We start from the raw sequence: 26783 nt of genomic DNA, 5'->3' as shown, positions 1-26783 counted from the left end.
CCTGTGGGAGCGAGCTTGCTCACGATGGCGGAGTATCAGTCAACATTGTGTTAACTGATCCACCGCCATCGCGAGCAAGCTCGCTCCCACATTGGTTCTATCTACAACTTGAACTGGATATTCACTGGGCGCATCTTTATATCTTGTCGCAAAACAAGAATAAGGAACCGTCATGTTCGATATCAGCCAGTACCCCCACGCCGATGCCGTCCGCCGGGCTGCGCAACTGAGTCAGGACGAGTACAAGCGGCTCTACAAAGAATCCATCGAACACCCCAGCACCTTCTGGGCCGAGCAGGCCACGCGCTTTCTCGACTGGATGACCCCGTGGCAGACCGTCCAGCGCTACGACCTCAAGAACGGCGACGCGAGCTGGTTCGCCGGCGGCACGCTGAACGTCAGCGCCAATTGCATCGACCGTCACCTGGCGACGCGCGGCGACCAGACCGCGATCATCTGGGAAGGCGACAACCCCGCCGAATCGGCAGAAATCAGCTACAGAAAACTTCACCACCACGTATGCCGACTGGCCAATGTGCTGAAAAGCCGTGGCGTGAAGAAAGGCGACCGGGTCTGCATCTACATGCCAATGATTCCGGAAGCGGCCTACGCGATGCTCGCCTGCACACGTATTGGTGCGGTGCATTCAGTGGTGTTCGGCGGCTTTTCGCCGGATTCGCTGCGCGACCGGATTCTCGATGCCGATTGCCGCACCGTCATCACCGCCGATGAAGGTGTGCGCGGCGGGCGTTTCATACCGCTCAAGCGCAATGTCGACAAGGCGCTGGAAAGCTGCCCTAACGTCAGCACCGTGCTGGTGGTCGAGCGCACCCAGGGCGAGGTGGACTGGGTCGAAGGTCGAGACCTCTGGTATCACCAGGCCACACACGAAGTCAGCGACGATTGCCCGCCTGAACCAATGGACGCCGAAGACCCGCTGTTCATCCTCTATACCTCCGGCAGCACCGGCAAGCCCAAGGGCGTGCTGCACACCACTGGCGGCTATCTGCTGCAAGCGGCGATGACCTTCAAGTACGTCCTCGATTACCGCGACAATGAAGTCTTCTGGTGCACCGCCGATGTCGGCTGGGTCACCGGCCATAGCTACATCGTCTACGGCCCGCTGGCCAACGGTGCCACCACGCTGATATTCGAGGGCGTGCCGAGTTATCCGAGCAGTTCGCGGTTCTGGCAGGTGATCGACAAGCATCAAGTCAACATTTTCTATACCGCGCCAACCGCCCTGCGTGCACTGATGCGCGCAGGCGCAGCGCCCCTGCAGGAAACTTCTCGCAAGAGCCTGCGATTGCTCGGCAGTGTCGGTGAGCCGATCAACCCCGAGGCGTGGGAATGGTATTTCAACGTTGTAGGCGAACAACGTTGCCCGATTGTCGATACCTGGTGGCAGACCGAAACCGGCGGCATCATGCTCAGCCCCCTGGTGAGCGCGCCACGGCTCAAGCCTGGCTGCGCCACACGACCGATGTTCGGCGTGCAACCGGTGCTGCTGGATGAGGTGGGCAAGGAAATCAGCGGCGCGGGCAGCGGCGTGCTGGCGATCAAGTCGAGCTGGCCGGGGCAGATTCGCAGCGTCTATGGCGATCACCCGCGCATGGTCGATACGTACTTCAAGCCCTACCCCGGCTATTACTTCACCGGCGACGGCGCCCGTCGCGACGAAGATGGCGACTATTGGATCACCGGACGCATCGACGACGTCATCAATGTCTCGGGCCACCGTATCGGCACCGCCGAGGTGGAAAGCGCCCTGGTGCTGCACGACAGCATTGCCGAAGCGGCGGTCGTCGGTTATCCCCACGACCTCAAGGGCCAGGGCATCTATGCCTTCGTCACGCCGATGGACGGTGTCGAGGCCAACGATGAGCTGAAGAAAGAGCTGCTGGCCCATGTCAGCAAGGAAATCGGCAGTTTCGCCAAGCCGGAACTGATCCAGTGGGCGCCGGCCCTGCCCAAGACTCGTTCGGGCAAGATCATGCGACGGATCCTGCGCAAGATCGCCTGCAACGAACTCGACAGCCTCGGCGACACCTCGACCCTGGCCGACCCGAGCGTGGTGGAGGGCTTGATCGACAAGCGCCTGAACCGCTGATGATTCCTTGTGGGAGCGAGCTTGCTCGCGATGGCGGTGTATCAGTTGATACCGATGTCTCTGACCCACTGTTATCGCGAGCAAGCTCGCTCCCACAACGACCACGCCAGCCATAACTGCTAAACTCCCGCGCCTCATTTCTCTAAGGCGCGCCCGGCATGTCTTCCTTGAATCTGGCGCTGCGCGCCGCCCTCGACCAGCGCCAGGCCCTGCTCGGGCAACTGCACCAGCAAGGCACCGACTGCTATCGCCTGTTCCACGGCAGCCAGGAAGGCGCACCCGGCCTGACCGTCGACCGCTATGGCCCGCAACTGCTGGTGCAGAGTTTCCACCAGTCGCTGGAGCATGATGCGCTGCTGCAATTGCACGGCATCGTCAACGAACACCTGGGCCTGGATACCCTGCTGGTCTACAACGATCGCTCCCGGGGCAACTCTCGCATCGACCGCCAGGACAGCGTCTACCAGGCTGACGAGGCTGCCCTGCAAGACCTCATCGGGCATGAATGGGGCTTGAACTACCGCGTTCGCGGGCGTCATGCCGGCCAGGATCCGCTGCTGTTCCTCGACTTGCGCAACGCGCGCGGCTGGGTCAAGGACCACAGCCGGGGCAAAAGCGTCCTGAACCTCTTCGCCTACACCTGTGGTGTGGGCCTCAGCGCCGCGGCCGGCGGAGCGCGGGAGGTCTGCAACCTGGACTTCGCCGAAGGCAACCTGGCAGTGGGACGCGAGAACGGCTTGCTCAACCCTGAGCTGCCGACGATGGCGTTCATACAGTCGGATTATTTCCCGGCGATTCGTCAACTGGCCGGCCTGCCCATCAGCCAGCGGCGCGGGCAGAAACTGCCCAGCTATGTTCGCCTGGAACCGCGCCAATATGACCTGGTGCTACTTGATCCGCCCGCCTGGGCCAAAAGCGCCTTTGGCACCGTCGATCTGTTGCGCGATTACCAGAGCCTGCTCAAGCCAGCGTTGCTTACCACCGCCGACGATGGCGTGCTGATCTGCTGCAACAACCTGGCGAAAGTCTCCATGGACGACTGGCGCGAACAGGTGTTGCGATGCGCACAGAAGATCGGTCGGCCGGTACGCGAATGGAGCGTGCTGGCGCCCGGCGACGATTTTCCGTCACAGGATCGGCAGCCACCGCTCAAAACGTTGGTCCTCCAGTTCTGAGCAGGCATCAGCAATCCCACAAAAAAACCGGACAAATCTCATAAAACACAGTGGCTTCGGAACCGTAAACGCATGCCATACTCCAAGGCACTCCGATTCACACCAGACGAAGCCACACATGCCCAAAGGATTGATTCGCGCTCTCGGCGCCCTGTTGACCGCATTGGCCCTCTACAGCCTGTTGGGCTTCCTGATATTGCCGGGCATTGCCCTGCGTATCGCCAACCAGCAATTGGCCGCCCACGCGACGGTGCCGGCCCAGATCCAGCGCATCGAACTCAATCCTTTCAGCCTTGAAGTGACTGTGTGGGGCTTGATGGTCGGTGAGCCGGGCAAGGAACAGGTCGGTTTCGAACGCCTTTACGCCAATTTGCAGATCGACAGCCTGTGGTCCGGCGCCCTGCACCTGGCCGATGTAGAGCTCGACAAGCCAAAGACCGAAGTGGTGTTCGCCAAGGACGGTCAGTTGAACCTGCTGGGCCTGTTCAAGCTGCCGCCCAGCGAGCCAACCCCGGCCGATCCCGACGCCAAGCCATTTCCCGTGCGAGTGGAGCGGATCAAACTCGCCAGCGGCTACGTTCACTTCCAGGACCTGCGGCCAAGCGAACCCATCGAGTTTCTCTACGACACCCTCGATTTCGAACTGAAGAACCTCAGCACCCTGCCCGACGACAGCGCAGACATGACCCTGGTCGCCGCAGGCCCCGCGGGTGGGCAGATCGATTGGACAGGCAACTTCAGCCTGGCACCGATTGCCTCCGAAGGGACGCTCAAGGTCACCGATGGCCAGATGAAAGCCTGGTGGCCCTACGTGCGTGACGCGGTGCCCCTGGTGTTGGAAAACGGCGTCCTGAACCTCAGCACCGACTACAAACTCAACCTCGCCAAGGGCACGGAACTGCTCCTGAACAACATGGCTGTCAGCGTTGCCCCTTTCGCCATCAAGGCACCCGATGGCCGTCCCTTGGCCAGGCTTGAGCGCCTCGATGTCAGCGAAACCTCGGTGGACCTGGCGAAGCAGCAGGTCATCGTCGGCAAGGTGCGTAGCCAGAAACTCGAAACCTGGGCCGCGCGGGAAGCGGACGGACAACTGGACTGGCAGAAGCTCTTCGCCAGCCAGCCAGCCAAGCCAAAGGCCAAGGTCGAACCGGCCTCGGCACCGGCCGCCGCCGACTCGCCCAAGGCTGAGCCAACAGCACCCAGCAAGCCATGGCAGGTGCTGTTGAAAGACGTGCAACTGCGCAACTACCAAGTGCACCTGGCCGACCGCCAGGCACAGCCGGCCGTGGCACTGGAGCTCGGCCCGCTGAACCTCGACCTGCAGAATTACGACACCCTCAACGGCTCGCCCTTCAACCTCAAGCTGGATACCGAGGTGGGCAAACAAGGCAAGATCCTCGCCGATGGCGTCGTCAACCTGAACCCCGTCACAGCGAAGCTCAACGTCAAGACACAGGACATTGACCTGCGGGTCGCCCAAGCCTATATCAGTCCGTTCATTCGCCTGGAGTTGCGCTCGGGGATGCTTGGCAGTGATCTGGTGGTGGACCTCAAGAACACCGCCCCCCTGGCATTCGCGGTCACCGGTCGGGCCCAGGTCGATCAGTTGCACACCCTCGACACCCTCAAGACCCGCGACTTTCTCAAGTGGCAGCGCCTGGAAGTCCAGGGCCTCAATTACCAGCATGGCGACAGCCTGTCGATCGACAAGGTCAACCTGTTCCAGCCCTATGCGCGCTTCATGATCAACGAAGATCGCACCACCAGCGTCGACGACCTGTTGATTCCACAACCGCCCGACGGGCCTGCGAAGAACACCGCGGCCAAACCGGCCTCGAAGGACAAGCCGCTGGGTATTCATATCGGCGGCATCGCCATCAACGACGGCTCGGCCAACTTCGCCGACTTCAGCCTGACGCCAAACTTCGCCACGGCCATCCAGCAGCTCAACGGCGAGATCGGCACCATCGACAGCCGCCAGGCCAAGCCGGCCAGCGTGGATGTGAAGGGCAAGGTCGACCGCTATGCGCCCGTCACGATCAAAGGCGCGGTCAACCCCTTCGACCCGATGGCCAGCCTCGACATCGCCACCAGTTTCAAACGGGTCGAGTTGACCACCCTGACGCCCTACTCCGGCAAGTTCGCCGGCTATCGCATCCGCAAGGGCCGGCTCAATCTCGACCTGCATTACCGGATCACCAAGGGCCAGCTCCAGGCCGACAACAAAGTTGTGGTCGAGCAGTTGCAACTGGGTGAAAAGGTCGACAGTCCAGACGCCGTCAGCCTGCCACTCAAGCTGGCCGTTGCCTTGCTCAAGGACTCCGAGGGCAGGATTACCATCGAACTGCCGGTCTCCGGCAACCTCAACGACCCGCAGTTCAGCGTGATGCCGATTGTCTGGCAGACCCTGCGCAACCTGGTGGTACGCGCGGCCCAGGCACCGTTCAAGCTCATCGGCGGGCTGGTGGCCGGCGGTGGCTCGGAAGACCTGGGGAGCGTGGCATTCGCACCGGGGTCCAGCGACTTGAGCAAGGAAAACGAAAGCGTACTCCTCAAGCTGTCCGAAGCCTTGGGCAAGCGTCCGGAACTGCGCCTGGAAATCGAAGGCACCGCCGCCGAAAGCAGCGACGGTCCGCTGCTCGCCGGCCAGCGCCTGGAACGCGAATACCAATACACCTATTACAAGATGCTGCAGCGCCGGGGCGACAAAGTCCCGGCCAAGGCTTCGTTGCTGCAAGTACCGGAAGATGAAAAACCTCCCCTGCTGGAAGGAATCTACCGCACGCGCCTGAAAACCCAGCCACCGGCTGAATGGACGCAGTTGGACAAGAAGGCCCGCATCGAGAAACTCCGGGAAGGGGTCATCAAGTTCTGGAGCGGCAGCGACCTGCTGTTGCGTGAACTGGGGCAGGAGCGCGCCAGCAGCATCAAGGATTTCCTGGTGGACAAAGGCAAGCTGGCCGATGACCGGGTGTACTTCATCGACGCGAGCCTGGGCCAGGCCGAAAAAGACGGTACCGTCATCACCCCCATGCATTTGGATGCGGAATGAAATGAAGTCTCTGTACACATTCAGCCTGAGCCTAATGCTACTTGCGACCGGGCAGGCCTCAGCCGCCGATACATTGCGCTGCGGCAGCCAGTTGATCAGCGTCGGGGATCGTTCGAGCGAGGTGCTGCAAAAATGTGGTCAGCCGGTGGCGCGTGATGACCTGGGCTACAAACGCAGCGTCAATCGCCGAGAGGAATATCCGGTGGAGGAATGGACCTACGGGCCCAACAGCGGGATGTACCAGTATTTGCGCTTCGAGGGGAACCGGCTGGTGCAGATCACCAGCAGGCGTGGGCGGTGATGGGCTGGGCTATTCCAGGGTATCTGCAGCGACAGTGCCGACGCCTTCGCGAGCAGGCTCGCTCCCACAGGGGCCGGGTTGTTTCTGGAAGAATGCGATTAAATGTGGGAGCGAGCCTGCTCGCGAAAGCGACTACCCGGTTTCCCTGACTGGCTCACATGCTCTCTCCCAGAATAGAACAGGCCCCCGGCACGAATGCAGGAGGCCTGTAATGGCCACGTCCGTGTGGCCTTTCGCATGAACTCCAAAGCGACGGCAGACGTATAACCCAGCCCGTTTGCCGCGCCTTCTCCCGTCCAGGCGAGAAGCCTTTCCTTACTCGGATTTCAGGCCATCAGCCGATACGGCTTTGACGCCTTTGATTTTCTTGGTGATCGCGACGGCGGTGTCTTTCTGCGCGTCGGTCAGGACCGTAGTCGAGGACAGGGACACAACGCCCTTATTGGTTTCAACCTTGATGTCGGAGCCTGGAATGCCTTTCTCGGTGACCAGGTCTGCTTTGACCTTCGTGGTGATCCAGGTATCGGAGGTAGCTTCCTTGGCCTCAGTCACTTCGCCCGCAGCCAGCATCATCGGGGCCTGAGTTGCTTGAGTGGTCTCGGCGAAAGCGCTAGCCATGGACAGGGTCAGTGCAGTGGCAGCAGCGGCAGTGATAGCGAACTTCTTCATACGAGTAACTCCTGTTTTTCTCAGAAACTGCCGAAAGTGCATCGCGGCAGGTTGTCAGGAGTAGTGCGAAGGCTGTGCCAGTTTTGAAACAAAAGAAATTTACTTATGAATCAAATAGTTAAGCGAAGCGGTCGTTTTCACAATCATGCAAATTGCATGACCAGGGCATTTGGTACATGCAACTTGCGGGTTTAAGCCGTTGGCTAACATTATGAATTAACAAGATTTTCCGTGGCGAGGGAGCTTGCTCCCGCTGGGCTGCGTAGCAGCCCTTTATGTAAGCCAGACGGCGCAAGCAATCTTGCGCCACGGTGACGGACTTGAACCTCAGGTGGATGAGGTGCTCATGGGGTTGCCGCTACAGTACAACCGCCCGCTGGCAAGAACTCTTCAGCAGCATTAGAAGAACAGGTCCAGGCCCCCGTCCCGGCACGACTGAGAGTGATCGTTTTACCAACAATGGAAGAAGGCGCTTCCTTGATGGTGCAAGTGATGGTGGCGGTCCCGGCAGCAGCATCACCTGAGACAGCCATCGTGCAATTATTGCTTGATGCCGGTACGCCCGTGTTGGCAGCGGTTGGCGTTGTACCTTTATTCAGAAGGTCTTCAACCGGCACCTTCAACGAAGAAGCCTCCGCCAACCCGACCGTCACCTTCGCCCGCGCCTGATACTTCGAATACTGCGGCAACGCAAACGTCGCCAAGATCCCAATGATCGCCACCACGATCAGCAGCTCGATCAGCGTAAAACCCTTTTGCTTGTTCATAGACATCTCCCATGCATGAGTCGAAATCTCATGACCTGAAGCGGCCATTGCAGGGCACGTGCCAACCCCGAAAAGCCCAGCCAGCCAAGGCCTTCCCCGCCGCAAAGGACCTGCGTCCTACCCCAACAACCGCACTATCTGACGCTTTTTGTCACCTCTGCTCGCTGGTCAGCCGCCTATGCTTGACTAGGCTATAAATCATGAACAGTCCGCGTCCGGTATTCCCATGAATGACATTGCCCTCAGCGGCCTGGCCAAGCAATTGGTGCTGGCCGAATTGATCACCGAACAAAGCGCGCAGCAGGCTTTTCAACAGGCCCAGCGCAATCGAGTGCCCCTGGTCAGTTACCTGGTGCAGAACAAACTGATCCAGAGCCGGCAGGTGGCGGAAATCGCCTCGGAGCATTTCGGTATCGCCCTGCTGGACCTCAACAGCCTCGACAAGGACAACCAGCCCGCCGGCCTGGTCAGCGAGAAACTGGTGCGCCAGCATCACGCCCTGCCGCTGTGGCGGCGCGGCAACAAGCTGTACGTTGGCATTTCCGACCCCACCAACCATCAAGCCATCAACGACATCCAGTTCAGCACCGGCCTGACCACCGAAGCCATCCTGGTAGAAGACGACAAGCTCAGCGATGCCATCGAGAAATTCTTCGAGTCCAGCAGCACGGGCCTGGAAGGCATGGCCGATGTCGACCTCGACGGCCTGGACATCGAGTCGATCGACGACCACAAGCAGGACAACATCGTCGGACAGGACGGCGACGATGCGCCGGTGGTGCGCTTCGTCAACAAGATGCTGCTGGACGCCATCAAGGGCGGCTCTTCCGACCTGCACTTCGAACCCTATGAAAAAACCTATCGGGTCCGGGTGCGCACTGACGGCATGCTGCGGGAGGTCGCCAAGCCCCCCATCCAACTGGCCAACCGTATCGCCGCGCGCTTGAAGGTCATGGCCAGCCTGGACATTTCCGAGCGGCGCAAACCCCAGGACGGCCGCCTGAAGATGCGCCTGTCAAAAACCAAGTCCATCGACTTCCGGGTCAACACCTTGCCGACGCTCTGGGGCGAAAAAGTGGTGATCCGGATCCTCGACCCCTCCAGTGCGCAAATGGGCATCGACGCCCTGGGCTACGAACCGGAACAGAAAGACTTGTACATGGCCGCCCTCAAGCAGCCGCAGGGGCTGATCCTGGTGACCGGGCCGACCGGTTCGGGCAAGACCGTGTCGCTCTACACCGGCTTGAACATCCTCAACACCGTGGACATCAATATCTCCACCGCCGAAGACCCGGTGGAAATCAACATGGAAGGCATCAACCAGGTCAACGTGAACCCGCGCCAGGGCCTGGATTTCGCCCACGCCCTGCGCTCGTTCCTGCGCCAGGACCCGGACGTGATCATGGTCGGTGAGATCCGCGACCTGGAAACCGCCGAAATCGCCATCAAAGCCGCCCAGACCGGGCACCTCGTGCTCTCCACCCTGCACACCAACAGCGCCGCCGAAACCCTGGTCCGCCTGCACAACATGGGCATCCCGGGGTTCAACATCGCCACGGCTGTGCACCTGATCATCGCCCAGCGCCTGGCGCGCAAATTGTGCACGCATTGCAAGAAAGCCATCGAGATTCCCGAGGAAACCCTGCTCAAGGAAGGTTTCCCCCGGGAACGCATCGGCTCATTCACGATCTATGAGCCGGTCGGTTGCGAACAGTGCAACAACGGCTACAAAGGTCGCGTGGGGGTATACGAAGTGGTCAAGAACACGCCGGAGCTGCAACGGTTGATCATGGCCGAGGGCAACTCCCTGGAAATCGACCTGCAAATGCGCAAGGACGGCTTCAACGACCTGCGTACGTCGGGGCTGGCCAAAGTGATGCAAGGCATCACCAGCCTCGAAGAAATCAACCGGGTCACCAAGGATTGAACATGGCGGTCAAGGCAGTAAAAACCGACGTCTACGTGTGGGAAGGCAAGGACCGCAAAGGCACGAAAATGTCCGGCGAACTGACCGGCCAGAGCCCGGCGCTGATCAAGGCGCAACTGCGCAAACAGGGCATCAACCCAGGCAAGGTGCGCAAGAAATCCACTTCGATATTCAGCAAGGGCAAGCGCATCAAGCCGTTGGACATCGCCCTCTTCACGCGTCAGATGGCAACGATGCTCAAGGCTGGTGTGCCATTGCTGCAAGCCTTCGACATCATTGGCGAAGGCTTCGACAACGCGAACATGCGCAAGCTGGTGGACGAGGTGAAACAGGAAGTCGCTGCCGGCAACAGCTTTGCCGCGGCGTTGCGCAAATGCCCGCAGTATTTCGATGAGTTGTATTGCAATCTGGTGGACGCCGGCGAGCAGGCCGGCGCCCTCGATACGCTGCTGGACCGGGTCGCGACCTACAAGGAAAAAAGCGAAGCCCTCAAGGCCAAGATCAAGAAAGCCATGACGTATCCCGCGGCCGTGGTAGCTGTCGCAGCCGTGGTCACGAGCATCCTGCTGATCAAGGTCGTGCCGCAGTTCGAGTCGGTATTCGCAGGCTTTGGCGCAAAGTTGCCGGCCTTCACGCTGATGGTCATCGGCCTGTCGGAATTCTTGCAGGAATGGTGGTGGATACTGCTGGTTGGGTTGGTGGGTGGGTTTTTCGGGGTGAAATATGCGCTGAAGCGCTCCCAGGCATTCCGTGACTGGCGGGACAAATGGCTGCTCAAGCTGCCCTTGGTGGGCACCCTGATGTACAAATCCGCCGTAGCCCGCTATGCCCGTACGCTGTCCACGACATTCGCCGCCGGCGTGCCGCTGGTCGAAGCCCTCGACTCGGTGTCGGGCGCCACCGGCAACGTGGTATTCAAGCGTGCGGTGCTACGCATCCGACAGGACGTCTCGACCGGCATGCAGTTGAATTTCTCGATGCGTGCTTCCGGCATTTTCCCCAACCTGGCGATCCAGATGACGGCCATTGGCGAGGAATCCGGCGCGCTGGACGATATGCTCGATAAAGTGGCGAGTTTTTACGAAGCCGAAGTGGATAATCTGGTGGACAACCTCACGAGCCTGATGGAACCCTTCATCATGGTGATCCTGGGGGTCGTCGTCGGTGGCCTGGTGGTTGCCATGTACATGCCCATCTTCCAACTCGGCTCTGCGATCTGACATGCCCTTGAGCGAATTCTTCGTGCTTTACCCCTTGGCTTTCGTGCTGACGGCACTGCTGTTCGGGCTGATCATCGGCAGTTTTCTCAATGTGCTGGTGTGGCGCCTGCCCAAAATGCTTGACCGTGAATGGCGGCTGCAAGCCCAGGACCTGCTGGGCCTGCCGGCCGAAGCTCCCGGCCCCGTCTACAACCTGATGCTGCCCCATTCCCAGTGCCCGCACTGCGGCCACCGCATCCGCGCCTGGGAAAATATTCCCCTGCTCAGCTACCTGGCATTGCGCGGGCGCTGCTCCAATTGCGCCGCCCCCATCGGCAAGCGCTACCCATTGACCGAACTGGCTTGCGGCGCCCTGTCAGCGTTCGTCGCCTGGCATTTCGGCTTCGGCTGGCATGCGGCGATGGCGATGGTGCTGAGCTGGGGCCTGTTGTCGATGAGCCTGATCGACGCCGAGCATCAATTGCTACCCGACTCCCTCGTACTGCCCTTGTTGTGGCTCGGCTTGATCGTCAACAGTTTCGGATTGTTCGTGTCCCTCAACCAGGCGTTATGGGGCGCGGTCGCTGGTTACCTGGTGCTGTGGACGGTGTTTTGGGTATTCAAATTGCTGACCGGCAAGGAAGGCATGGGCTATGGCGACTTCAAGCTGTTGGCGATGCTGGGCGCCTGGGGCGGCTGGCAAATCCTGCCGGTGACACTGCTGCTGTCTTCGCTGGTGGGCGCGGTGGTCGGCGTCGTGGTGCTGCGCCTCCGCAACGCACCGACATCGACACAGATCCCCTTCGGCCCCTATCTGGCCATTGCCGGCTGGATTGCCTTGCTCTGGGGTGGTCAAATAACCGACTTCTATTGGCAGTCAGTCGGTTTCTAATGAACAGCTCCGCGGAAAAAACCTGGATTCTCGGCCTGACCGGTGGCATCGGCAGCGGCAAGAGTGCGGCGGCCCAGCACTTCATCGACCTGGGCGTGCACGTCATCGACGCTGACCATGCGGCGCGCTGGGTCGTCGAACCCGGACGCCCGGCGCTGGGAAAAATCGCCGAGCACTTTGGCGCGGGTGTGCTGCAGGCGGACGGCGCGCTGGATCGAGCCGCGCTGCGCACGCTCATCTTCGAGAATGCCGAGGAGCGCCGCTGGCTGGAAGCCCTGCTGCACCCGCTGATTGCCGAAGAGATCGCCCATCATCTGGCCCAGGCAAAATCGTCCTATGCGATCCTGGTTTCACCGCTGTTGATCGAGTCGGGGCAGTACGCCATGACCCAGCGGATCCTGGTGATCGACGCACCTGAACAATTGCAGGTCGAACGCACCTTGCAGCGTGACCAGACCAGCGAGCAGCAGGTCCAGGCGATCCTCAAGGCCCAATCCAGTCGCCAGGATCGCCTGAGCCATGCCGACGACGTGCTGGTCAACGATCGCGACCTCGCCTGGCTGCACAGCGAGGTCGAACGCCTGCATCACTTTTACCTTACCTTGCGTGGAGGCCAATCATGAGCCAACCCCCAATCGTTGATTGCCCAACCTGTGGCGCCCCGGTCGAATGGACCCCTGAAAGCAAATTCCGGCCGTTCTGTTCGGATCGCTGCAAGTTGATCGACCTGGGCGCCTGGGCGTCGGAAGAACACAAGATTCCGGTGGCCCCGGACGCCGAGGATGAGTTGTTCAGCGAAGACTTCAATCCCCGCTCGCACCACTAAGGCCTGGCCTGAATCCTTGTGGCGAGAGGATTTATCCCCTCGCCACAGCGTCATCGTTTTCCTGGTGGGCAGCATTCACCCCTAAGGCCGCATGAAGCCGTAATCCTGGCTGTCGTCGAGGTTTTCCGCGAGGAAACTCAATTCATCGGCCAAATCGTCGACACTGCGTACGGTCTTGCTCTGCTGCACGATTGCGCTGAGCAAGGCCCGCAGGCTCAAGCCCGGATCGAAGCCAATCTCCATGGCCGCGTCGTGACTGCGCCGGATTTCTTGCCTCGCCCACTCATAAACACTCATGGTTGCACTCCTGGAAATTTTCCAAAGCATGAAGCGCGGCAGGCGGTGCAGCCTTGACGTGAATCAAGGCTTGTCCTCATCGTTCCAGGGCGCCGACAGGTAGCGCGTGCGGTTGAAGGTCTCCAGCCATTCGGGACTGAACACCACCAGTGCGCTGACCACCATGCCGTTGATGAAGGCCTCGGGAAAGATGATCAACCAGAGGTAACCGACGAAATCTTCCAGCCAGTACGGCATGACGAAAATACCGTCGTACCAGAGCAGGCCAAGCCCCAGCAGCAGGCACCCCAGCGCCGAAAGCGCGGCGGCGAGAAACCCGGAGCAGAAGATATACACAAACAGATTGCGCGGCTGGGCACGCTCCACCAGGACGGCGCAACATTCAGTGATCAGCACCGGCAGGAGAATCAACAGCGCGCCATTGATGCCAACCGCCATCATGTCCTGACGGCCCAGCAGCACCAGCAAGAGCTGCGCGCAAAGCCCACCGAGGATCGCCAGCGGCCAGTCCAGCAGCAAGGTGACGGCGGTCATGCCGAGGAAGTGATACGAGACGCCCGTGTCGAAGTCTCGCCGTACCAGCCATAACAGGAACAACGCCAGCACCGTGCCGAACAGCAAATGCTGGCGACGGCTGTCAGTAAACAACTCGACCCACGGCGCCCGCGCCACTGCCCAGGCCAGCACCGGCACATAAATCAACCAGCCGACCGCCAGGGTCTGCGGTGAGAGCAGTTCGGCACCGATCATGACAACTCCTGCGAAAACGTGAACGCGGTACAGCGCGGGTTCGAGCACCGGTTCCACAGGCCGCTCGTTCGCTACTCAGTAACGATGCTCCCAGGCTGTTGCACCAATGCCATTGCAAACTTGCCGTAGCCCACCGACCAATCCGAATAATCATTTTCATGCATGAAAATGAACACGTCTTGCGGGCGAACCTGGGCTTGAACGGCGAGATTGTCAGCGATGTTTTTATAGAGGTCGCGCTTCATCGCATCGCTGCGGCCTCTGCGCATCGTAATCTCAATCACGATCAAATTGTCTGAACGGGCCACTCCGTTGAAAGTTCGGCTGTAGAAAAACTGTTGCGGATCATAATCCGTCACCAGGTTGAACAATTCGTCCTGGGGCATACCAATGCTGTCGACCAACGCTTGGTGTATGCCATCGACGATGCGTTGGCGCTGTTGCTGGCTGGTGCCCTTGATGACGGCTGTGCGAACAAATGGCATGTGAGGTGCTCTCAATTGGATTCTCGAATACTCCGCCACCTGAACAGTCGGCGGATAAGCGCAAGCCCAGTGATTCTGCGCAAACCTCAGGTTCGCTGATAACGATTTATCCGGTCGAAGTATTTGAGTTAAAGTCACTTCATGAGACGTCGCCTCCCCCCATTGAATGCGTTGCGTACCTTCGAGGCTGCGGCTCGACTCGGGAAAATGACGTCCGCTGCCGAAGAGCTTTCCGTCACGCCCGGCGCTGTGAGTCGCCAGGTACGCCAGTTGGAACTGAGCCTTGGCGTCGATCTGTTCGAAGGGCCCAAGAACAAGCCGCAGCTCACCACGGCCGGCAAAGAACTCCTGCCCCCATTGACGGCCGCGCTGGACCAGATCGAAGCGGCGGTGGGCCGGGCCCGCGATACCGCGACAGGCACCCTGGACGTCTCCTGCTTCAGCACGTTTACCGTCAAGTGGTTGATACCTCGTCTGTTCGACTTCAATTCGAATTACCCGGATATCAAGATTCGCTTGAGCTCACCGGTCCCTGGGGCCGATCCGGGCCGGGATCGCTATGACGTGATGATCACCGCCGAACAGGACGTCATTGGCGAACCAGAAAATGCCGTCGTACTGTTTCCTGAACGGCTGGGCGTCGTTTTGTCGCCCGCATTGTCCGCACGGCTGCAACTCACCGATCTGAGCTCGATCTTCGGTCATCCGTTGTTGCATACCCGAACGCGCCCAGACGCCTGGTCAAATTGGGCCGACGCGGCTGGCTACCGGGGCACGCCCCCGACCGGGCTGGAATACGAACACTATTACTTTACCTTGGAGGCAGCGATTGCCGGCCTGGGGATTGGCGTCGCCCCTTGGCACCTGGTGGCCGACGACATTCGCCTTGGCCGCCTGGTGGCACCGTTTGGCTTTTATCCGAGCCGTTATGTCTACCTGGCCAAGCGAAGCGGGCAACACAGCAAGAAACTGGAGCTGTTCTGCGCCTGGCTGGCGCGTCAGGCTGAACAGGACGGCCCGCCAGGCCCTGTCTGAGCGAAAATTTGTCCTGGGCGACACGCTTTATTTTTTTTGAACACATTTGAACGCTAAGCTTGGGCTCATGGATGATTCCGATTATTTACGCCTGTTGACGATCGCTGCCGAGCAGGCCAACGCCTTTCTCTCCAATGCCCGCAAATGGGAGCGTGAGCGTTGGGTCTGCCAGCGCCTGCTGCAAGGGCTGAACGTGCCCTATCGCGCCGACGAGTTTGCACCGGCCGGGGAGCCGCCAGACGTCTTGTTCCGCGATGCCAACTTCGAAGTGTTTTTTGTGCTCGACGAGGGCCGTCGCCTCAACGACGAATGGCGCGATGAGCTGCAGCGTCGCCGCAGCGCCTTCTCCCTGAGCCAACTGGTGCGTCGCGAGGCCAAGCCCCGGCGGATCCCGGCCAACGAATTCCTGATGCGACTGGCGCCGACCCTGCGCAAGAAAGCCCACAACTACACCGAGCGCGGCATGGACCTGGGAGAGTTGGACATCATCGCGTTCGCCAGCCTCAAGCGCGAAGTCCTGGACCTCAACAGCCACTTTCCACCGCCGACCGAATACCTGCGCCAGGGTTGGCGCTCGTTGTCGCTGGTGGGGCCGACCTTCGCCCGCGTACTGTTCGCCCATCCCGATGCGCCGGATTTCCTGAGGGGCAACCTGGGGCGCAGCATCGTCTTCGATGTCGGGATCAGTCTATGAGCCCCTTGCAGGAACTGATCGCCGCCGTGCCGCAACAGGGCCGCGTTCGCTGGATCGGGGTGCGCCCCCAGGGGCACGTGCCGATGATCGAACTGGACGCCGTGGAGGCGCGACTGGAGGCCGGTCTCACCGGCGATCATGCCCGCCCCGGCGTGCGCAACGCGCGGCAGGTGACGCTGATCCAGTGGGAGCACCTGGGCGTGATCAGTTCGCTGATGGGCCGTCCCGACGATCAGCCCATACTGCCGCAAGCGCTGCGGCGCAATATCGTAGTCAGCGGGATCAACCTGTTCAGCCTCAAGGGCCGGCGCTTTCGCATCGGCCAGGCCATTTTCGAAACCACCGGCTGGTGCCAGCCCTGCGCCCGGCTGGAGCGAAACCTTGGCGAAGGTACATTCCAGGCGGTACGCGGCCATGGCGGAATCACGGCCCGAGTGTTAAAAAGTGGAATCATTCGCCTGGACGACAGCCTGATCGTCGAACCCGTTCCGGCGAGCGGCTACGCGGCTTTCAATGCCGGCTAGCCGGACGCTGTAACGTCTTCACATCCCGCAACGTCTACCTGACGAGGCCTTTATGACCAGTCGCCTGAACCCAGATGACCAGAAGCATGTCGAAGAGTACCTGCAACTGTCCCAGCACCGAGTCGAGCGCCGGCCTTTTCGGCCGTGGATGCTCCTGGTGGTGGTACTGGCCGTGACCATCGGCCTGGGCCTGTTGAGCCGACTGATCAGTTACCTGACGCTATGAGCCGCTTTTTATCGCTGATGCTCGCGCAGGTAACGGCACCGAATTCCTTTAGCCTTGCGAGATATCCCCATGACTCATCGTATTGTCATCGTTGGCGGCGGCGCCGGCGGCCTGGAGTTGGCTACCCGCCTGGGTAAGACTCTGGGCAAGCGCGGCACGGCCAGTGTGATGCTGGTCGACGCGAACCTGACCCACATCTGGAAACCCCTGCTGCACGAAGTGGCTGCCGGTTCCTTGAATTCCTCCGAAGACGAACTCAACTACGTCGCCCAGGCGAAATGGAACCACTTCGAGTTCCAGCTCGGGCGCATGAGCGGCCTGGATCGCGAGAACAAGAGAATCCAATTGGCCGCCACCTATGACGAGGCGGGCGTGGAACTGTTGCCGGCCCGGGAGCTGGGCTACGACACACTGGTCATTGCCGTCGGCAGCACCACCAACGATTTTGGCACCGAGGGCGCGGCGCAGCACTGCCTGTTCCTCGACACCCGCAAACAGGCCGAACGCTTCCACCAGCAATTGCTCCACCACTACCTGCGCGCCCATGCCGGGCAGACCGACGTCGTCGAGCGCATCAGCGTCGCCATCGTCGGCGCGGGCGCGACCGGCGTCGAACTGGCGGCCGAGCTGCACAATGCCGCCCACGAATTGCATGCCTACGGCCTGGACCGGATCAAGCCGGAAAACATGCACATCACGCTGATCGAGGCGGGCCCGCGAGTCTTGCCAGCGTTGCCTGAGCGTATCGGCGGACCGGTGCACAAGACCCTGGAAAAACTTGGGGTCAACGTCATGACCAACGCCGCCGTCAGCCAGGTGACCGCTGACAGCCTGGTTACGGCGGATGGCAAAGTGATCGACGCGAGCCTGAAGGTGTGGGCCGCCGGGATTCGTGCGCCGGAATTCCTCAAGGAAATCGACGGGCTGGAGACCAATCGGATTAATCAGCTGCAAGTGCTGCCGACGCTACAGACCACTCGCGACGAGAACATCTTTGCTTTCGGCGACTGCGCCGCCTGCCCGCAACCGGGCAGCGACCGCAACGTTCCACCTCGCGCCCAGGCCGCGCACCAGCAAGCCTCGCTGCTGGCAAAATCGCTGAAGCTGCGGATCGAAGGCAAGGCCTTGCCGGAATACAAATACACCGACTACGGCTCGCTGATTTCGCTATCGCGCTTCTCGGCGGTGGGGAACCTGATGGGCAATCTCACCGGCAGCGTGATGCTCGAAGGCTGGCTGGCGCGGATGTTCTATGTGTCGCTGTATCGCATGCACCAGATGGCGCTGTACGGGATGTTCCGCACGGCGATGCTGATGCTGGGCAGCAAGATCGGGCGCGGGACTGAGCCTCGGCTGAAGTTGCACTGAGGATTGCGCGGGATCAGCAATATTGATGCTGAATGATCCACCGCAATCGCGAGCAAGCTCGCTCCCACAGGATGACCGCGATCAACTGTGGGAGCGAGCTTGCTCCGGGCGGCGTTCCGACGATGAGGGCGGCACAGTCAATACTTAAGCTTGGGCAGGATCACTGTCCAAGCTATCCACCGATCAAACCTGAAACCGCTGCACCATCGTGCGCAGCGAATTCGCCAATTGCGACAGCTCATGGCTGGACGCACTCGTCTGGTCCGCGCCAGTGGCCGAGCGCACGGACAAATCACGAATATTGACCAGGTTGCGATCCACCTCGCGGGCCACTTGCGCCTGCTCCTCGGCGGCGCTGGCGATCACCAGGTTGCGCTCGTGGATCTGATGCACTGATGCGGTGATGGTCTGCAACGCCTCGCCCGCCCGCTCCGCCATCGCCAACGTGCTCGCCGCGCGACTGGAACTGGCCTGCATGGAATCCAGCGCCTGGGTGGCGCCGTTGCGCATGCCCTGGACCATCTGCTCGATCTCCTGGGTCGATTGCTGCGTGCGATAAGCCAGCGCTCGCACCTCGTCGGCGACCACGGCAAAACCACGACCGCTCTCCCCCGCCCTGGCCGCTTCGATGGCCGCGTTGAGCGCCAACAGGTTGGTCTGCTCGGCAATGGCCCGGATCACATCCAGCACCTTGCCGATGTCCTGGGACTGGCTCGCCAGCGACTGCACCAGGCCACCAGTCACCTGTACATCACTGGCAAGCGCGCTGATGGCCTCGACGGTGTCACTGACCCGCTCCTGGCCCAACGTCGCCGATTCGCTGGATTGGCGAGTCGCATCGGAGGTGGAAACCGCGTTGCGCGCGACTTCTTCCACGGCGGTGGTCATTTCCGTGACGGCGGTGGCGGCCTGTTCGATTTCGTTGTTTTGCTGTTGCAGGCTCTGGGTGCTGTCGAGGGTGACGGCGTTGAGCTCATCGGCAGCGGTCGCCAGTTGGGTTGCCGAGCCGCTGATGCTCTGCAAGGTTTGCCGAAGGTTCTGTTGCATGGTCGCCAGGGCCTTGAGCAAGCGGCTCACTTCATCGTTGCCGTGGGTCTCGATAGGCCGGGTCAGGTCGCCCCGGGCGACGTTCTCGGCCGCATTCAACGCCTCGCCCAAAGGCTTGACGATGCTGCGCGTCAACAACATCGCCAGCACAACGGTGGCCAGGGCGGCCAGCACGACGAACAGGCTGACGATCATTCGCGAATTGACGTAATGCTCTTGGGATTTCTGGCTCTCGATGGACACTTGCTTGGAGAAGAGCTCCGCAAGGTCGTTGAGCTGCTTGCCCGAGCCATCCACCACGGTTTTCATGTCCACCAGCAACAGTTTGATCAGTTCATCCCGACGGCCCTGCTCCGCCAGGATGAACGATTGCGCGATACCGGCGCGGTAAGCGGCAAAGGTCTGCTTGAACTGATCATAGAGGGCCTTGCCTTCAGGCGTCACGACGAGCTTTTCGTAAGCCGCGATTTTTTCGCTCAGTTCCTTGTCGCGCGTGTCCATTTGTCCGCGGTACACAGCAACGTTCTTAGGGTCCTGATCCAGGGCCATGCGCAGGGAAATGGTACGGATCCGCAGCATCCACTCACGGATCTCGTCACCCCCGCGAATGCTCGGCAGCCATTGAGTCTCCACCGCGACCTCGCTGTCGCGAATGCTCGACATCTGCCCCAACGCAAACACCCCGAGCAACGCCACCAACACGGCGATCAAGGCAAAACCCAATGCGGCACGGGGGGCGATATTCAACTGACGAAGAAACATAAGGGGGCGCCTTTTTTATTGTTGGCCTGAGGTGGGGCCACGCCCCTGTCGCTGGGTTATCGGCAGGTTGTACGACGACTTAAGCCGGGCCACTTTATTCCAGGCAAAAAAAAATCCCCGTATCTTTCGATACGAGGATTTTCAATATGGTCGGGGTAAGGGGATTCGAACTCCTGACATCCTGCTCCCAAAGCAGGCGCGCTACCGGACTGCGCTATACCCCGGTAAAAAAAAGGCGACCCTTGCAAGTCGCCTTCCTCGATCAGCGCTTTTGGCCTCTGATCTTAAGATTCGATTCCAGCGAACTGGTTTCAAAAATGGTGGGTCGTGTGGGATTCGAACCTACGACCAATTGGTTAAAAGCCAACTGCTCTACCAACTGAGCTAACGACCCAAATATGGTCGGGGTAAGGGGATTCGAACTCCTGACATCCTGCTCCCAAAGCAGGCGCGCTACCGGACTGCGCTATACCCCGATTGAAATGGCTCCGTGACCAGGACTCGAACCTGGGACCCAATGATTAACAGTCATTTGCTCTACCGACTGAGCTATCACGGAACTGATATTTCAAGTTACTGCATTGAAGCTAGCTTCAACCTCTTCTACCCGTCTGCATCGCTGCGTTCGTGTGTCTGAGGCGCGCTATTCTACAATCTTCAAAACCTCTGTCAACCCCTTAAATTGCTTTCAAGACAATGATTTGCAACTTATTTTGGGTTCCCTCTCGCTGAGAAGTGACCCTGGGGGTGACGTACTGCGGGGCGCACTTTACAAGCCTTTTCCTTTGAGTTCAACGGCCTGATGAAAAAATGCCCTTAAGTGAGCACACCTCGTAGGAACTGCCGAAGGCTGCGATCTTTTGATCTTTCGCTTGAGACTCAAGTGTCTGGAGAAAGATCGCAGCCTTCGGCAGCTCCTACACAGCTTCTACACGGCTCGTACACAGCTTCTACGGCGCGTTTCAGCGGGAGCAAGCTCCCTCGTCACGAAAGCCCAGCCAATCGGCTCAGTTGAAGACGATTTCGTCGTTTTCCACCGTACCGGTCACGGTTTCGCCCGGCATGAAGCGACCGGACAGAATCAACTGCGCCAACGGGTTTTCGATCCAGCGCTGGATGGCTCGTTTGAGCGGCCGCGCGCCGTAGACCGGGTCGTAACCCACCGCGATCAGCTTGTCCAACGCCTCGTCGCTCAGTTGCAGCTTCAGCTCGCGCTCGGTGAGGCGGCTGCGCAGGCGACCCAGCTGGATCTCGGTGATACCGGCGATCTGGTCCCGGGCCAACGGCTCGAAGATCACCACCTCGTCCACACGGTTGATGAACTCCGGCCGGAAGTGGGTGGAGATCGCATCCATCACTGCGGCACGTTGCGCCTCGCGATCACCCACCAGCTCCTGGATCTGCGTCGAGCCCAGGTTGGAGGTCATCACGATCACGGTGTTGCGGAAATCCACCGTACGGCCATGGCTGTCGGTCAGGCGACCATCCTCCAGCACTTGCAGCAAGATGTTGAACACATCCGGGTGCGCCTTCTCGACTTCATCGAGCAGGATCACCGAGTACGGCTTGCGCCGCACAGCCTCGGTCAGGTAGCCGCCCTCTTCATAGCCGACATAGCCCGGCGGTGCACCGATCAGCCGCGCCACGGAATGTTTCTCCATGAACTCGGACATGTCGATGCGCACCATGGCTTCCTCGGTATCGAAGAGGAATTCGGCCAGCGCCTTGCACAGCTCGGTCTTACCCACACCGGTCGGGCCGAGGAACATGAACGACCCGCTCGGACGGTTAGGGTCCGACAACCCGGCGCGGGACCGGCGCACGGCGTTGGACACCGCCACCACCGCTTCTTCCTGGCCGATCACGCGCTGGTGCAACAGGCTTTCCATCTTCAACAGCTTGTCGCGCTCGCCTTCGAGCATCTTCGAGACCGGAATGCCGGTCCACTTGGACACCACTTCGGCGATTTCTTCCTCGGTGACCTTGCTGCGCAGCAACTGGTTTTCGCTCTTGCCGTGCTGGTCGACCATCTGCAGGCTGCGCTCCAGGTCCGGGATCACCCCATACTGCAGCTCGGCCATGCGGTTGAGGTCGCCTTTGCGGCGGGCCGCTTCCAGTTCCTGGCGGGACTGTTCGATCTTCTGCTGGATCTGCGCCGAACCCTGGACTTCGGCTTTTTCCGAGTTCCAGATCTCCTCGAGGTCGGAGTACTCACGCTCGTGACGAACGATTTCTTCCTGCAACCTTTCCAGGCGTTTCTTCGCCGCTTCGTCGCTTTCCTTCTTCAAGGCCTGGGACTCGACCTTGAGCTGAATCAAGCGCCGCTCCAACCGATCCAGCACTTCCGGCTTGGAGTCGATTTCCATGCGGATACGGCTGGCGGCCTCGTCGATCAGGTCAATGGCCTTGTCCGGCAACTGGCGGTCGGTGATATAGCGATGGCTGAGCTTGGCCGCCGCGATGATCGCGCCATCGGTGATCGCCACTTTGTGGTGGACTTCGTAGCGCTCCTTGAGGCCACGCAAGATCGCGATGGTGTCTTCCTCGCTGGGCTCATCCACCAGCACTTTCTGGAAGCGCCGTTCCAGGGCCGCGTCTTTCTCGATGTACTGGCGATATTCGTTCAGCGTGGTCGCACCGACACAATGCAACTCGCCGCGGGCCAGTGCAGGCTTGAGCATGTTACCGGCGTCCATCGAGCCTTCACCCTTGCCCGCGCCGACCATGGTGTGCAATTCGTCGATGAACAGGATGATCTGGCCTTCCTGCTTCGACAATTCATTGAGCAGGGCCTTGAGCCGTTCTTCGAATTCGCCGCGGTACTTGGCGCCGGCAATCAGTGCCCCCATGTCCAGGGACAAGAGTCGCTTGCCCCGCAGCCCATCCGGCACTTCGCCGTTGATGATGCGCTGGGCCAGGCCTTCGGCGATGGCAGTCTTGCCCACGCCAGGCTCACCGATCAGTACCGGGTTGTTCTTGGTACGACGCTGCAGCACCTGGATGGTGCGGCGGATCTCATCGTCACGGCCAATCACCGGGTCGAGCTTGCCTTCCTCGGCGCGCTTGGTCAGGTCGACGGTGTATTTATCCAGGGCCTGGCGGGCTTCCTCGTGGTTCGGATCGTTGACCGCATCGCCGCCACGCAGGTTATTGATGGCGTTTTCCAGGGCTTTCTTGCTCACGCCCTGGCCGAGCAACAATTTGCCGAGCTTGCTGTTCTCATCCATCGCGGCAAGCAGCACCAACTCGCTGGAAATGAACTGGTCGCCCTTCTGCTGGGCCAGGCGATCGGCCTGGTTGAGCAGCCGCGCCAGATCCTGGGACATGTTCACGTCGCCGGTAGGGTTCTGGATCTTGGGCAGTTGGTCGAGTTCCTTGGCCAACTCTTTGCGCAGGCTGTTGACGTCAAAGCCCACCTGCATCAGCAGTGGCTTGATCGAGCCGCCCTGCTGTTCGAGCATGGCTTGCATCAAGTGCGCCGGTTCGATACCGGGATGGTCCAGGCCGACGGCCAGGGACTGGGCATCGGACAGCGCCAATTGCAATTTGCTGGTTAAACGATCAATACGCATGGGTCACCTTCCTAATGAGCAGGCCGGACCTAGAGAAACATCCTGAATGAAGAAACCTGCCAGATACCGTTATAGATGTGGTCGATTCTGGAAGATTCAAGCCGCGCGCTGTTGATACAGATCAGGGGAGTCTAGCGTTCAAGCCAGATCAGGGAGGCGAAACGACCGGTGCGGGGATTGCGCCGGTAGGAATAGAAGCGAGGATCGGTCACGGTGCACAAGCCGCCACCATAGATGGCTGTTACGCCGCGTGCCGCCAGGCGCAGCCGTGCCAAGGCGTAGATGTCCGCGAGGAATTTGCCGGCATTGGGGCTTGGCGCAAAGGCCTGGGCCGCCGACGGCAGATGGGCGATGAAGGCTTCGCGCACTTCCGGGCCGACCTCAAAGGCTTGCGGGCCAATGGCCGGGCCGAGCCAGGCGAGCATCTCTTCATTGGGCTGCTGCAGGCTGTCGAGCGTCGCCTCCAGCACACCGTTCGCCAGCCCGCGCCAACCGGCATGGGCTGCCGCGACATGGGTGCCGGCACGATTGCAGAACAATACCGGCAGGCAATCCGCCGTCATCGCCGTGCAAGCGATGCCCGGCGTGGCGCTCCAACTGGCATCGGCGGTGACGACCCGGGCCGGATCAGCCTCGACCACGTCAATGCCATGGACTTGCTGCAACCAGGCCGGACGCATGACGAATCGATCAGTGAGACGACGACGGTTTTCGGCAACCGCCGCAGGGTCGTCGCCCACATGATCGCCCAGGTTGAGGCTGTCGAACGGCGCCAGGCTGACGCCGCCCTCGCGGGTGGTGACGCAGGCCTTGACCCGGGCCGGCGCGGGCCAGTCGGGTATCAGCCAGTCACTCATCCGATGAACGCCTCGCGGTCCTGCTTCAGCAAGGTCAGCAGCCAGACGAAGTCATCCGGCAATGGCGACTCCCAGCTCATGCGTTTGCCGGTCGTCGGGTGATCCAGTTCCAGGAAACGTGCGTGCAGCGCCTGGCGAGGGAAATTCTTCAGCGATTCGACCATGGTCTGGCTGGCAGCCGGTGGAATGCGGAAGCGTCCGCCATAGGCCGGGTCGCCCACCAATGGGAAATTGATGTGAGCCATGTGCACGCGAATCTGGTGGGTTCGACCGGTTTCCAGCTTGACCCGCACATGCGTGTGGGACCGGAAACGCTCCAGCACGCGGTAATGGCTGACCGCCTGCTTGCCACCTTCCATCACCGCCATGCGTTGGCGTTGCTGGCCATGACGGCCGATCGGCGCGTTGATCTTGCCACCCGCCGTGACCACGCCGATCACGATGCATTCATAGATGCGGCTGACGCTGCGACTTTGCAGCTGCGTGACCAGTTGTGTCTGCGCCTGGATGGTCTTGGCGACCACCATCAGGCCGGTGGTGTCCTTGTCCAGGCGATGCACGATACCGGCGCGAGGCACATTGACGATGTCCGGCACGTGGTGCAGCAAGGCGTTCAGCAAGGTGCCATCGGCATGACCGGCCGCCGGGTGCACCACCAGGCCCGCGGGCTTGTTGATCACCAGGATATCGTCGTCTTCATAGACGATGTCCAGGGCAATGTCCTGGGCGACCCATTCTCCCTGGGCCTCCTGCTCGGCGGTCAGCTCGAGGATGGCACCGCCATGGACGATGTCGCGCGGACGGATGACCGCCCCGTCCACCGTCAGGCGGCCGTCCTTGATCCAGGCGGAAAGGCGCGAGCGCGAATGCTCGGCGAAGAGTTGGGCGGCGACTTGATCGAGGCGTTGGCCGCCCAAATCGGACGGCACCTCTGCGCGAAGTTCTATTTTATCGGACATGCTCGGACTGGGCGTCGGCACAGCCTTTGGTTTCGGCTGCGCGCTTGTGGTTAAATACGGCGTCTTTTGCCCCGAGGCTTTTCAACGGGGCGCTCATCATAACAGGACGGCCCCGCCCAAGACAGCGGCCGTCATAGGGACGCAAGCCGCCATGCAAGTGAAACACCTGCTGCTGATCGCCATCCTCGCATTGACTGCTGCTTGCTCGTCGAAGGAAGTCGTAGACGAAAACCTGAGCGAAGTCGAACTGTACCAACAGGCGCAGAACGACCTGGACAACAACAGCTATACCAGCGCCACCGCCAAATTGAAGGCGCTGGAATCGCGGTATCCGTTCGGTCGCTACGCCGACCAGGCGCAGCTGGAGTTGATCTACGCCAACTACAAGAACGCCGAGCCGGAAGCGGCCAAGTCCGCCGCCGAGCGTTTCATTCGTCTGCACCCGCAGCACCCGAACGTCGATTACGCCTATTACCTCAAGGGCCTGACTTCCTTCGACCAGGACGTCGGCCTGCTGGCGCGCTTCCTGCCGCTGGACATGACCAAGCGTGACCCGGGCGCCGCGCGCGACTCCTACAACGAGTTCGCCCAGCTGACCAGCCGCTTCCCCAACAGCCGCTACTCGCCTGATGCCAAGCAGCGCATGATCTACCTGCGCAACCTGCTGGCTTCCTACGAAATCCACGTGGCCGACTACTACCTGACCCGCCAGGCCTACGTTGCCGCCGCCAACCGTGGCCGCTACGTGGTGGAAAACTTCCAGGAAACCCCATCGGTGGGCGACGGCCTGGCGGTGATGACCGAAGCCTACCAGCGCCTGCACCTGGATGAGCTCGCGGCCACCAGCCTGGAAACCCTGAAGCTGAACTATCCTGACCACCCTTCCCTGGTCGACGGCCAGTTCACGCCGCGCGTCGACGAGGCGGACAACCGTTCGTGGCTGAGCAAGGCGACCCTGGGCATGATCGAATCCCGTCCTCCGCTGCCGCCGGGCGAAACCCGCGCCAACCAGGACGTACAGCGCCAGTTCCAGGACGCCAAGGAAGCCATTCCGAACGAGCTCAAGCCAAAGGACGAAAACGGCGACGTGATCGAAGAACCAGAGCCCGAGAATGAGTCCGGCGACCGTTCCTGGTTCAGCTACATGACATTCGGCCTGTTCGACTGAGACTTGGCCTGACAACAAAGGAGACTTGCGAGTCTCCTTTTTTGTGCCTGGGTTTTATTGCGCTGTGCGCCGTTCCAGTCCTTGGCTAAACTGCCTGATCTCTAGCCAAAAAGCCGCCCAT

General features: G+C 60.6%; 23 protein-coding genes, 4 tRNA genes and 2 pseudogenes. 15 read left to right on the top strand and 14 right to left on the bottom strand.

What is annotated here, in order from left to right; translation table 11 throughout:
• Window positions 1-172 precede the first annotated feature (172 nt).
• The 4 genes from acs to M8Q45_RS01410 all read left to right on the top strand — a co-directional run bounded on the left by acs (window position 173) and on the right by M8Q45_RS01410 (window position 6638).
• On the top strand, window positions 173-2110 hold the full coding sequence (gene acs, locus M8Q45_RS01425; RefSeq protein ID WP_249873317.1) for an acetate--CoA ligase: 1938 nt from the start codon (window positions 173-175) through the stop codon (window positions 2108-2110).
• A 158-nt stretch (window positions 2111-2268) separates the two neighbouring features.
• The gene (locus tag M8Q45_RS01420) at window positions 2269-3285 is read left to right on the top strand and encodes a class I SAM-dependent rRNA methyltransferase (protein WP_249873316.1); all 1017 of its coding nucleotides are present in this window, start codon (window positions 2269-2271) and stop codon (window positions 3283-3285) included.
• A gap of 118 nt (window positions 3286-3403) precedes the next feature.
• A complete protein-coding gene (locus M8Q45_RS01415) occupies window positions 3404-6337 on the top strand; it encodes a DUF748 domain-containing protein (RefSeq protein WP_249873315.1) in 2934 nt (977 codons plus the stop codon).
• 1 nt (window position 6338) lies between these two features.
• Complete coding sequence (locus M8Q45_RS01410) at window positions 6339-6638, top strand: DUF2845 domain-containing protein (RefSeq protein WP_249873314.1); 300 nt, start codon at window positions 6339-6341, stop codon at window positions 6636-6638.
• A 315-nt stretch (window positions 6639-6953) separates the two neighbouring features.
• Here the strand turns inward: M8Q45_RS01410 and M8Q45_RS01405 are convergent, their stop codons facing one another.
• Complete coding sequence (locus M8Q45_RS01405) at window positions 6954-7307, bottom strand: BON domain-containing protein (RefSeq protein WP_249873313.1); 354 nt, start codon at window positions 7305-7307, stop codon at window positions 6954-6956.
• Between the two features lie 344 nt (window positions 7308-7651).
• Window positions 7652-8074, bottom strand: a complete 423-nt coding sequence (locus tag M8Q45_RS01400) for a pilin (RefSeq protein ID WP_249873312.1) — start codon at window positions 8072-8074, stop codon at window positions 7652-7654.
• A 226-nt stretch (window positions 8075-8300) separates the two neighbouring features.
• Here M8Q45_RS01400 and pilB point away from each other — a divergent pair, with 226 nt between their 5' ends.
• The 5 genes from pilB to yacG are packed head-to-tail and all read left to right on the top strand — an operon-like array spanning window position 8301 to window position 12918.
• Window positions 8301-10001, top strand: coding sequence for a type IV-A pilus assembly ATPase PilB (gene pilB, locus M8Q45_RS01395; protein ID WP_249873311.1), 1701 nt, complete (start codon window positions 8301-8303; stop codon window positions 9999-10001).
• A gap of 2 nt (window positions 10002-10003) precedes the next feature.
• Window positions 10004-11221 (top strand): type II secretion system F family protein, encoded by a 1218-nt coding sequence (locus M8Q45_RS01390; protein ID WP_249873310.1) that lies wholly within the window; start codon window positions 10004-10006, stop codon window positions 11219-11221.
• Window position 11222: 1 nt separating this feature from the next.
• A complete protein-coding gene (locus tag M8Q45_RS01385) occupies window positions 11223-12092 on the top strand; it encodes a prepilin peptidase (RefSeq protein WP_249873309.1) in 870 nt (289 codons plus the stop codon).
• A complete protein-coding gene (coaE, locus tag M8Q45_RS01380; protein ID WP_249873308.1) occupies window positions 12092-12715 on the top strand; it encodes a dephospho-CoA kinase in 624 nt (207 codons plus the stop codon). Before M8Q45_RS01385 ends, coaE begins: the two co-directional genes overlap by 1 nt.
• Window positions 12712-12918, top strand: a complete 207-nt coding sequence (gene yacG, locus M8Q45_RS01375; protein ID WP_030140256.1) for a DNA gyrase inhibitor YacG — start codon at window positions 12712-12714, stop codon at window positions 12916-12918. The genes coaE and yacG overlap by 4 nt, the downstream gene beginning before the upstream one ends.
• 81 nt (window positions 12919-12999) lie before the next feature.
• On the opposite strand, the gene M8Q45_RS01370 is transcribed toward yacG, so the two are convergent.
• The 3 genes from M8Q45_RS01370 to M8Q45_RS01360 all read right to left on the bottom strand — a co-directional run bounded on the left by M8Q45_RS01370 (window position 13000) and on the right by M8Q45_RS01360 (window position 14450).
• Entirely contained in the window at window positions 13000-13215 is a 216-nt protein-coding gene (locus M8Q45_RS01370) for a hypothetical protein (protein ID WP_030140257.1), read from the bottom strand.
• A gap of 63 nt (window positions 13216-13278) precedes the next feature.
• A complete protein-coding gene (locus M8Q45_RS01365; RefSeq protein WP_249873307.1) occupies window positions 13279-13965 on the bottom strand; it encodes an energy-coupling factor ABC transporter permease in 687 nt (228 codons plus the stop codon).
• Between the two features lie 71 nt (window positions 13966-14036).
• Window positions 14037-14450, bottom strand: coding sequence for a tautomerase family protein (locus tag M8Q45_RS01360; protein ID WP_249873306.1), 414 nt, complete (start codon window positions 14448-14450; stop codon window positions 14037-14039).
• A gap of 141 nt (window positions 14451-14591) precedes the next feature.
• Here M8Q45_RS01360 and M8Q45_RS01355 point away from each other — a divergent pair, with 141 nt between their 5' ends.
• From M8Q45_RS01355 to M8Q45_RS01335, 5 genes are all read left to right on the top strand, one after another.
• Entirely contained in the window at window positions 14592-15485 is an 894-nt protein-coding gene (locus tag M8Q45_RS01355) for a LysR substrate-binding domain-containing protein (RefSeq protein WP_249873305.1), read from the top strand.
• Between the two features lie 67 nt (window positions 15486-15552).
• The gene (locus M8Q45_RS01350) at window positions 15553-16179 is read left to right on the top strand and encodes a DUF1780 domain-containing protein (RefSeq protein ID WP_030140261.1); all 627 of its coding nucleotides are present in this window, start codon (window positions 15553-15555) and stop codon (window positions 16177-16179) included.
• Window positions 16176-16703, top strand: coding sequence for an MOSC domain-containing protein (locus M8Q45_RS01345; RefSeq protein WP_249873304.1), 528 nt, complete (start codon window positions 16176-16178; stop codon window positions 16701-16703). The genes M8Q45_RS01350 and M8Q45_RS01345 overlap by 4 nt, the downstream gene beginning before the upstream one ends.
• Window positions 16704-16755: 52 nt before the next feature.
• On the top strand, window positions 16756-16929 hold the full coding sequence (locus tag M8Q45_RS01340) for a DUF3094 domain-containing protein (protein ID WP_003185543.1): 174 nt from the start codon (window positions 16756-16758) through the stop codon (window positions 16927-16929).
• A 69-nt stretch (window positions 16930-16998) separates the two neighbouring features.
• Window positions 16999-18297, top strand: coding sequence for an NAD(P)/FAD-dependent oxidoreductase (locus M8Q45_RS01335; protein ID WP_249873303.1), 1299 nt, complete (start codon window positions 16999-17001; stop codon window positions 18295-18297).
• Window positions 18298-18480: 183 nt separating this feature from the next.
• Here the strand turns inward: M8Q45_RS01335 and M8Q45_RS28500 are convergent.
• The 9 genes and pseudogenes from M8Q45_RS28500 to rluD form a co-directional block, all read right to left on the bottom strand.
• Window positions 18481-19128: pseudogene (locus tag M8Q45_RS28500) on the bottom strand (methyl-accepting chemotaxis protein); the annotation flags it as partial.
• Window positions 19129-19335: 207 nt separating this feature from the next.
• Window positions 19336-20106 (bottom strand): annotated as a pseudogene (locus M8Q45_RS28495) (MCP four helix bundle domain-containing protein); the annotation flags it as partial.
• Between the two features lie 147 nt (window positions 20107-20253).
• Window positions 20254-20330, bottom strand: a tRNA-Pro gene (locus tag M8Q45_RS01325).
• Between the two features lie 94 nt (window positions 20331-20424).
• A tRNA-Lys gene (locus M8Q45_RS01320) sits at window positions 20425-20500 on the bottom strand.
• Window positions 20501-20505: 5 nt separating this feature from the next.
• Window positions 20506-20582: transfer RNA gene (locus tag M8Q45_RS01315), tRNA-Pro, on the bottom strand.
• Between the two features lie 7 nt (window positions 20583-20589).
• A tRNA-Asn gene (locus M8Q45_RS01310) sits at window positions 20590-20665 on the bottom strand.
• Window positions 20666-21113: 448 nt separating this feature from the next.
• Window positions 21114-23678: an ATP-dependent chaperone ClpB gene (gene clpB / locus M8Q45_RS01305; protein WP_030140265.1), complete on the bottom strand. Its 2565-nt coding sequence runs from the start codon at window positions 23676-23678 to the stop codon at window positions 21114-21116.
• A gap of 131 nt (window positions 23679-23809) precedes the next feature.
• Window positions 23810-24535: a peptidoglycan editing factor PgeF gene (pgeF, locus tag M8Q45_RS01300; protein WP_249873301.1), complete on the bottom strand. Its 726-nt coding sequence runs from the start codon at window positions 24533-24535 to the stop codon at window positions 23810-23812.
• Entirely contained in the window at window positions 24532-25494 is a 963-nt protein-coding gene (rluD, locus tag M8Q45_RS01295; protein ID WP_030140267.1) for a 23S rRNA pseudouridine(1911/1915/1917) synthase RluD, read from the bottom strand. The genes pgeF and rluD overlap by 4 nt, the downstream gene beginning before the upstream one ends.
• A gap of 151 nt (window positions 25495-25645) precedes the next feature.
• Between rluD and M8Q45_RS01290 the strand changes: the two genes are divergently transcribed.
• Window positions 25646-26662 carry an outer membrane protein assembly factor BamD gene (locus tag M8Q45_RS01290; protein ID WP_030140268.1) on the top strand — a complete coding sequence of 339 codons (1017 nt, stop codon included), beginning with the start codon at window positions 25646-25648 and terminating at the stop codon, window positions 26660-26662.
• Window positions 26663-26783 lie beyond the last annotated feature (121 nt).

It is taken from the genome of Pseudomonas sp. T1.Ur (assembly GCF_023516725.1).
Lineage (GTDB): Bacteria > Pseudomonadota > Gammaproteobacteria > Pseudomonadales > Pseudomonadaceae > Aquipseudomonas > Aquipseudomonas alvandae.
Note: the sequence above shows the minus strand (reverse complement) of the source record. Positions and strands in the feature narration are given on the sequence as shown.

Excerpts from the sequence above, each read along its gene's own strand:
- acs (WP_249873317.1), top strand. The coding sequence starts at position 173 with ATGTTCGATATCAGCCAGTACCCCCACGCCGATGCCGTCCGCCGGGCT.
- M8Q45_RS01420 (WP_249873316.1), top strand. The coding sequence starts at position 2,269 with ATGTCTTCCTTGAATCTGGCGCTGCGCGCCGCCCTCGACCAGCGCCAG.
- M8Q45_RS01415 (WP_249873315.1), top strand. The coding sequence starts at position 3,404 with ATGCCCAAAGGATTGATTCGCGCTCTCGGCGCCCTGTTGACCGCATTG.
- M8Q45_RS01410 (WP_249873314.1), top strand. The coding sequence starts at position 6,339 with ATGAAGTCTCTGTACACATTCAGCCTGAGCCTAATGCTACTTGCGACC.
- M8Q45_RS01405 (WP_249873313.1), bottom strand. The coding sequence starts at position 7,307 with ATGAAGAAGTTCGCTATCACTGCCGCTGCTGCCACTGCACTGACCCTG.
- M8Q45_RS01400 (WP_249873312.1), bottom strand. The coding sequence starts at position 8,074 with ATGAACAAGCAAAAGGGTTTTACGCTGATCGAGCTGCTGATCGTGGTG.
- pilB (WP_249873311.1), top strand. The coding sequence starts at position 8,301 with ATGAATGACATTGCCCTCAGCGGCCTGGCCAAGCAATTGGTGCTGGCC.
- M8Q45_RS01390 (WP_249873310.1), top strand. The coding sequence starts at position 10,004 with ATGGCGGTCAAGGCAGTAAAAACCGACGTCTACGTGTGGGAAGGCAAG.
- M8Q45_RS01385 (WP_249873309.1), top strand. The coding sequence starts at position 11,223 with ATGCCCTTGAGCGAATTCTTCGTGCTTTACCCCTTGGCTTTCGTGCTG.
- coaE (WP_249873308.1), top strand. The coding sequence starts at position 12,092 with ATGAACAGCTCCGCGGAAAAAACCTGGATTCTCGGCCTGACCGGTGGC.
- yacG (WP_030140256.1), top strand. The coding sequence starts at position 12,712 with ATGAGCCAACCCCCAATCGTTGATTGCCCAACCTGTGGCGCCCCGGTC.
- M8Q45_RS01370 (WP_030140257.1), bottom strand. The coding sequence starts at position 13,215 with ATGAGTGTTTATGAGTGGGCGAGGCAAGAAATCCGGCGCAGTCACGAC.
- M8Q45_RS01365 (WP_249873307.1), bottom strand. The coding sequence starts at position 13,965 with ATGATCGGTGCCGAACTGCTCTCACCGCAGACCCTGGCGGTCGGCTGG.
- M8Q45_RS01360 (WP_249873306.1), bottom strand. The coding sequence starts at position 14,450 with ATGCCATTTGTTCGCACAGCCGTCATCAAGGGCACCAGCCAGCAACAG.
- M8Q45_RS01355 (WP_249873305.1), top strand. The coding sequence starts at position 14,592 with ATGAGACGTCGCCTCCCCCCATTGAATGCGTTGCGTACCTTCGAGGCT.
- M8Q45_RS01350 (WP_030140261.1), top strand. The coding sequence starts at position 15,553 with ATGGATGATTCCGATTATTTACGCCTGTTGACGATCGCTGCCGAGCAG.
- M8Q45_RS01345 (WP_249873304.1), top strand. The coding sequence starts at position 16,176 with ATGAGCCCCTTGCAGGAACTGATCGCCGCCGTGCCGCAACAGGGCCGC.
- M8Q45_RS01340 (WP_003185543.1), top strand. The coding sequence starts at position 16,756 with ATGACCAGTCGCCTGAACCCAGATGACCAGAAGCATGTCGAAGAGTAC.
- M8Q45_RS01335 (WP_249873303.1), top strand. The coding sequence starts at position 16,999 with ATGACTCATCGTATTGTCATCGTTGGCGGCGGCGCCGGCGGCCTGGAG.
- clpB (WP_030140265.1), bottom strand. The coding sequence starts at position 23,678 with ATGCGTATTGATCGTTTAACCAGCAAATTGCAATTGGCGCTGTCCGAT.
- pgeF (WP_249873301.1), bottom strand. The coding sequence starts at position 24,535 with ATGAGTGACTGGCTGATACCCGACTGGCCCGCGCCGGCCCGGGTCAAG.
- rluD (WP_030140267.1), bottom strand. The coding sequence starts at position 25,494 with ATGTCCGATAAAATAGAACTTCGCGCAGAGGTGCCGTCCGATTTGGGC.
- M8Q45_RS01290 (WP_030140268.1), top strand. The coding sequence starts at position 25,646 with ATGCAAGTGAAACACCTGCTGCTGATCGCCATCCTCGCATTGACTGCT.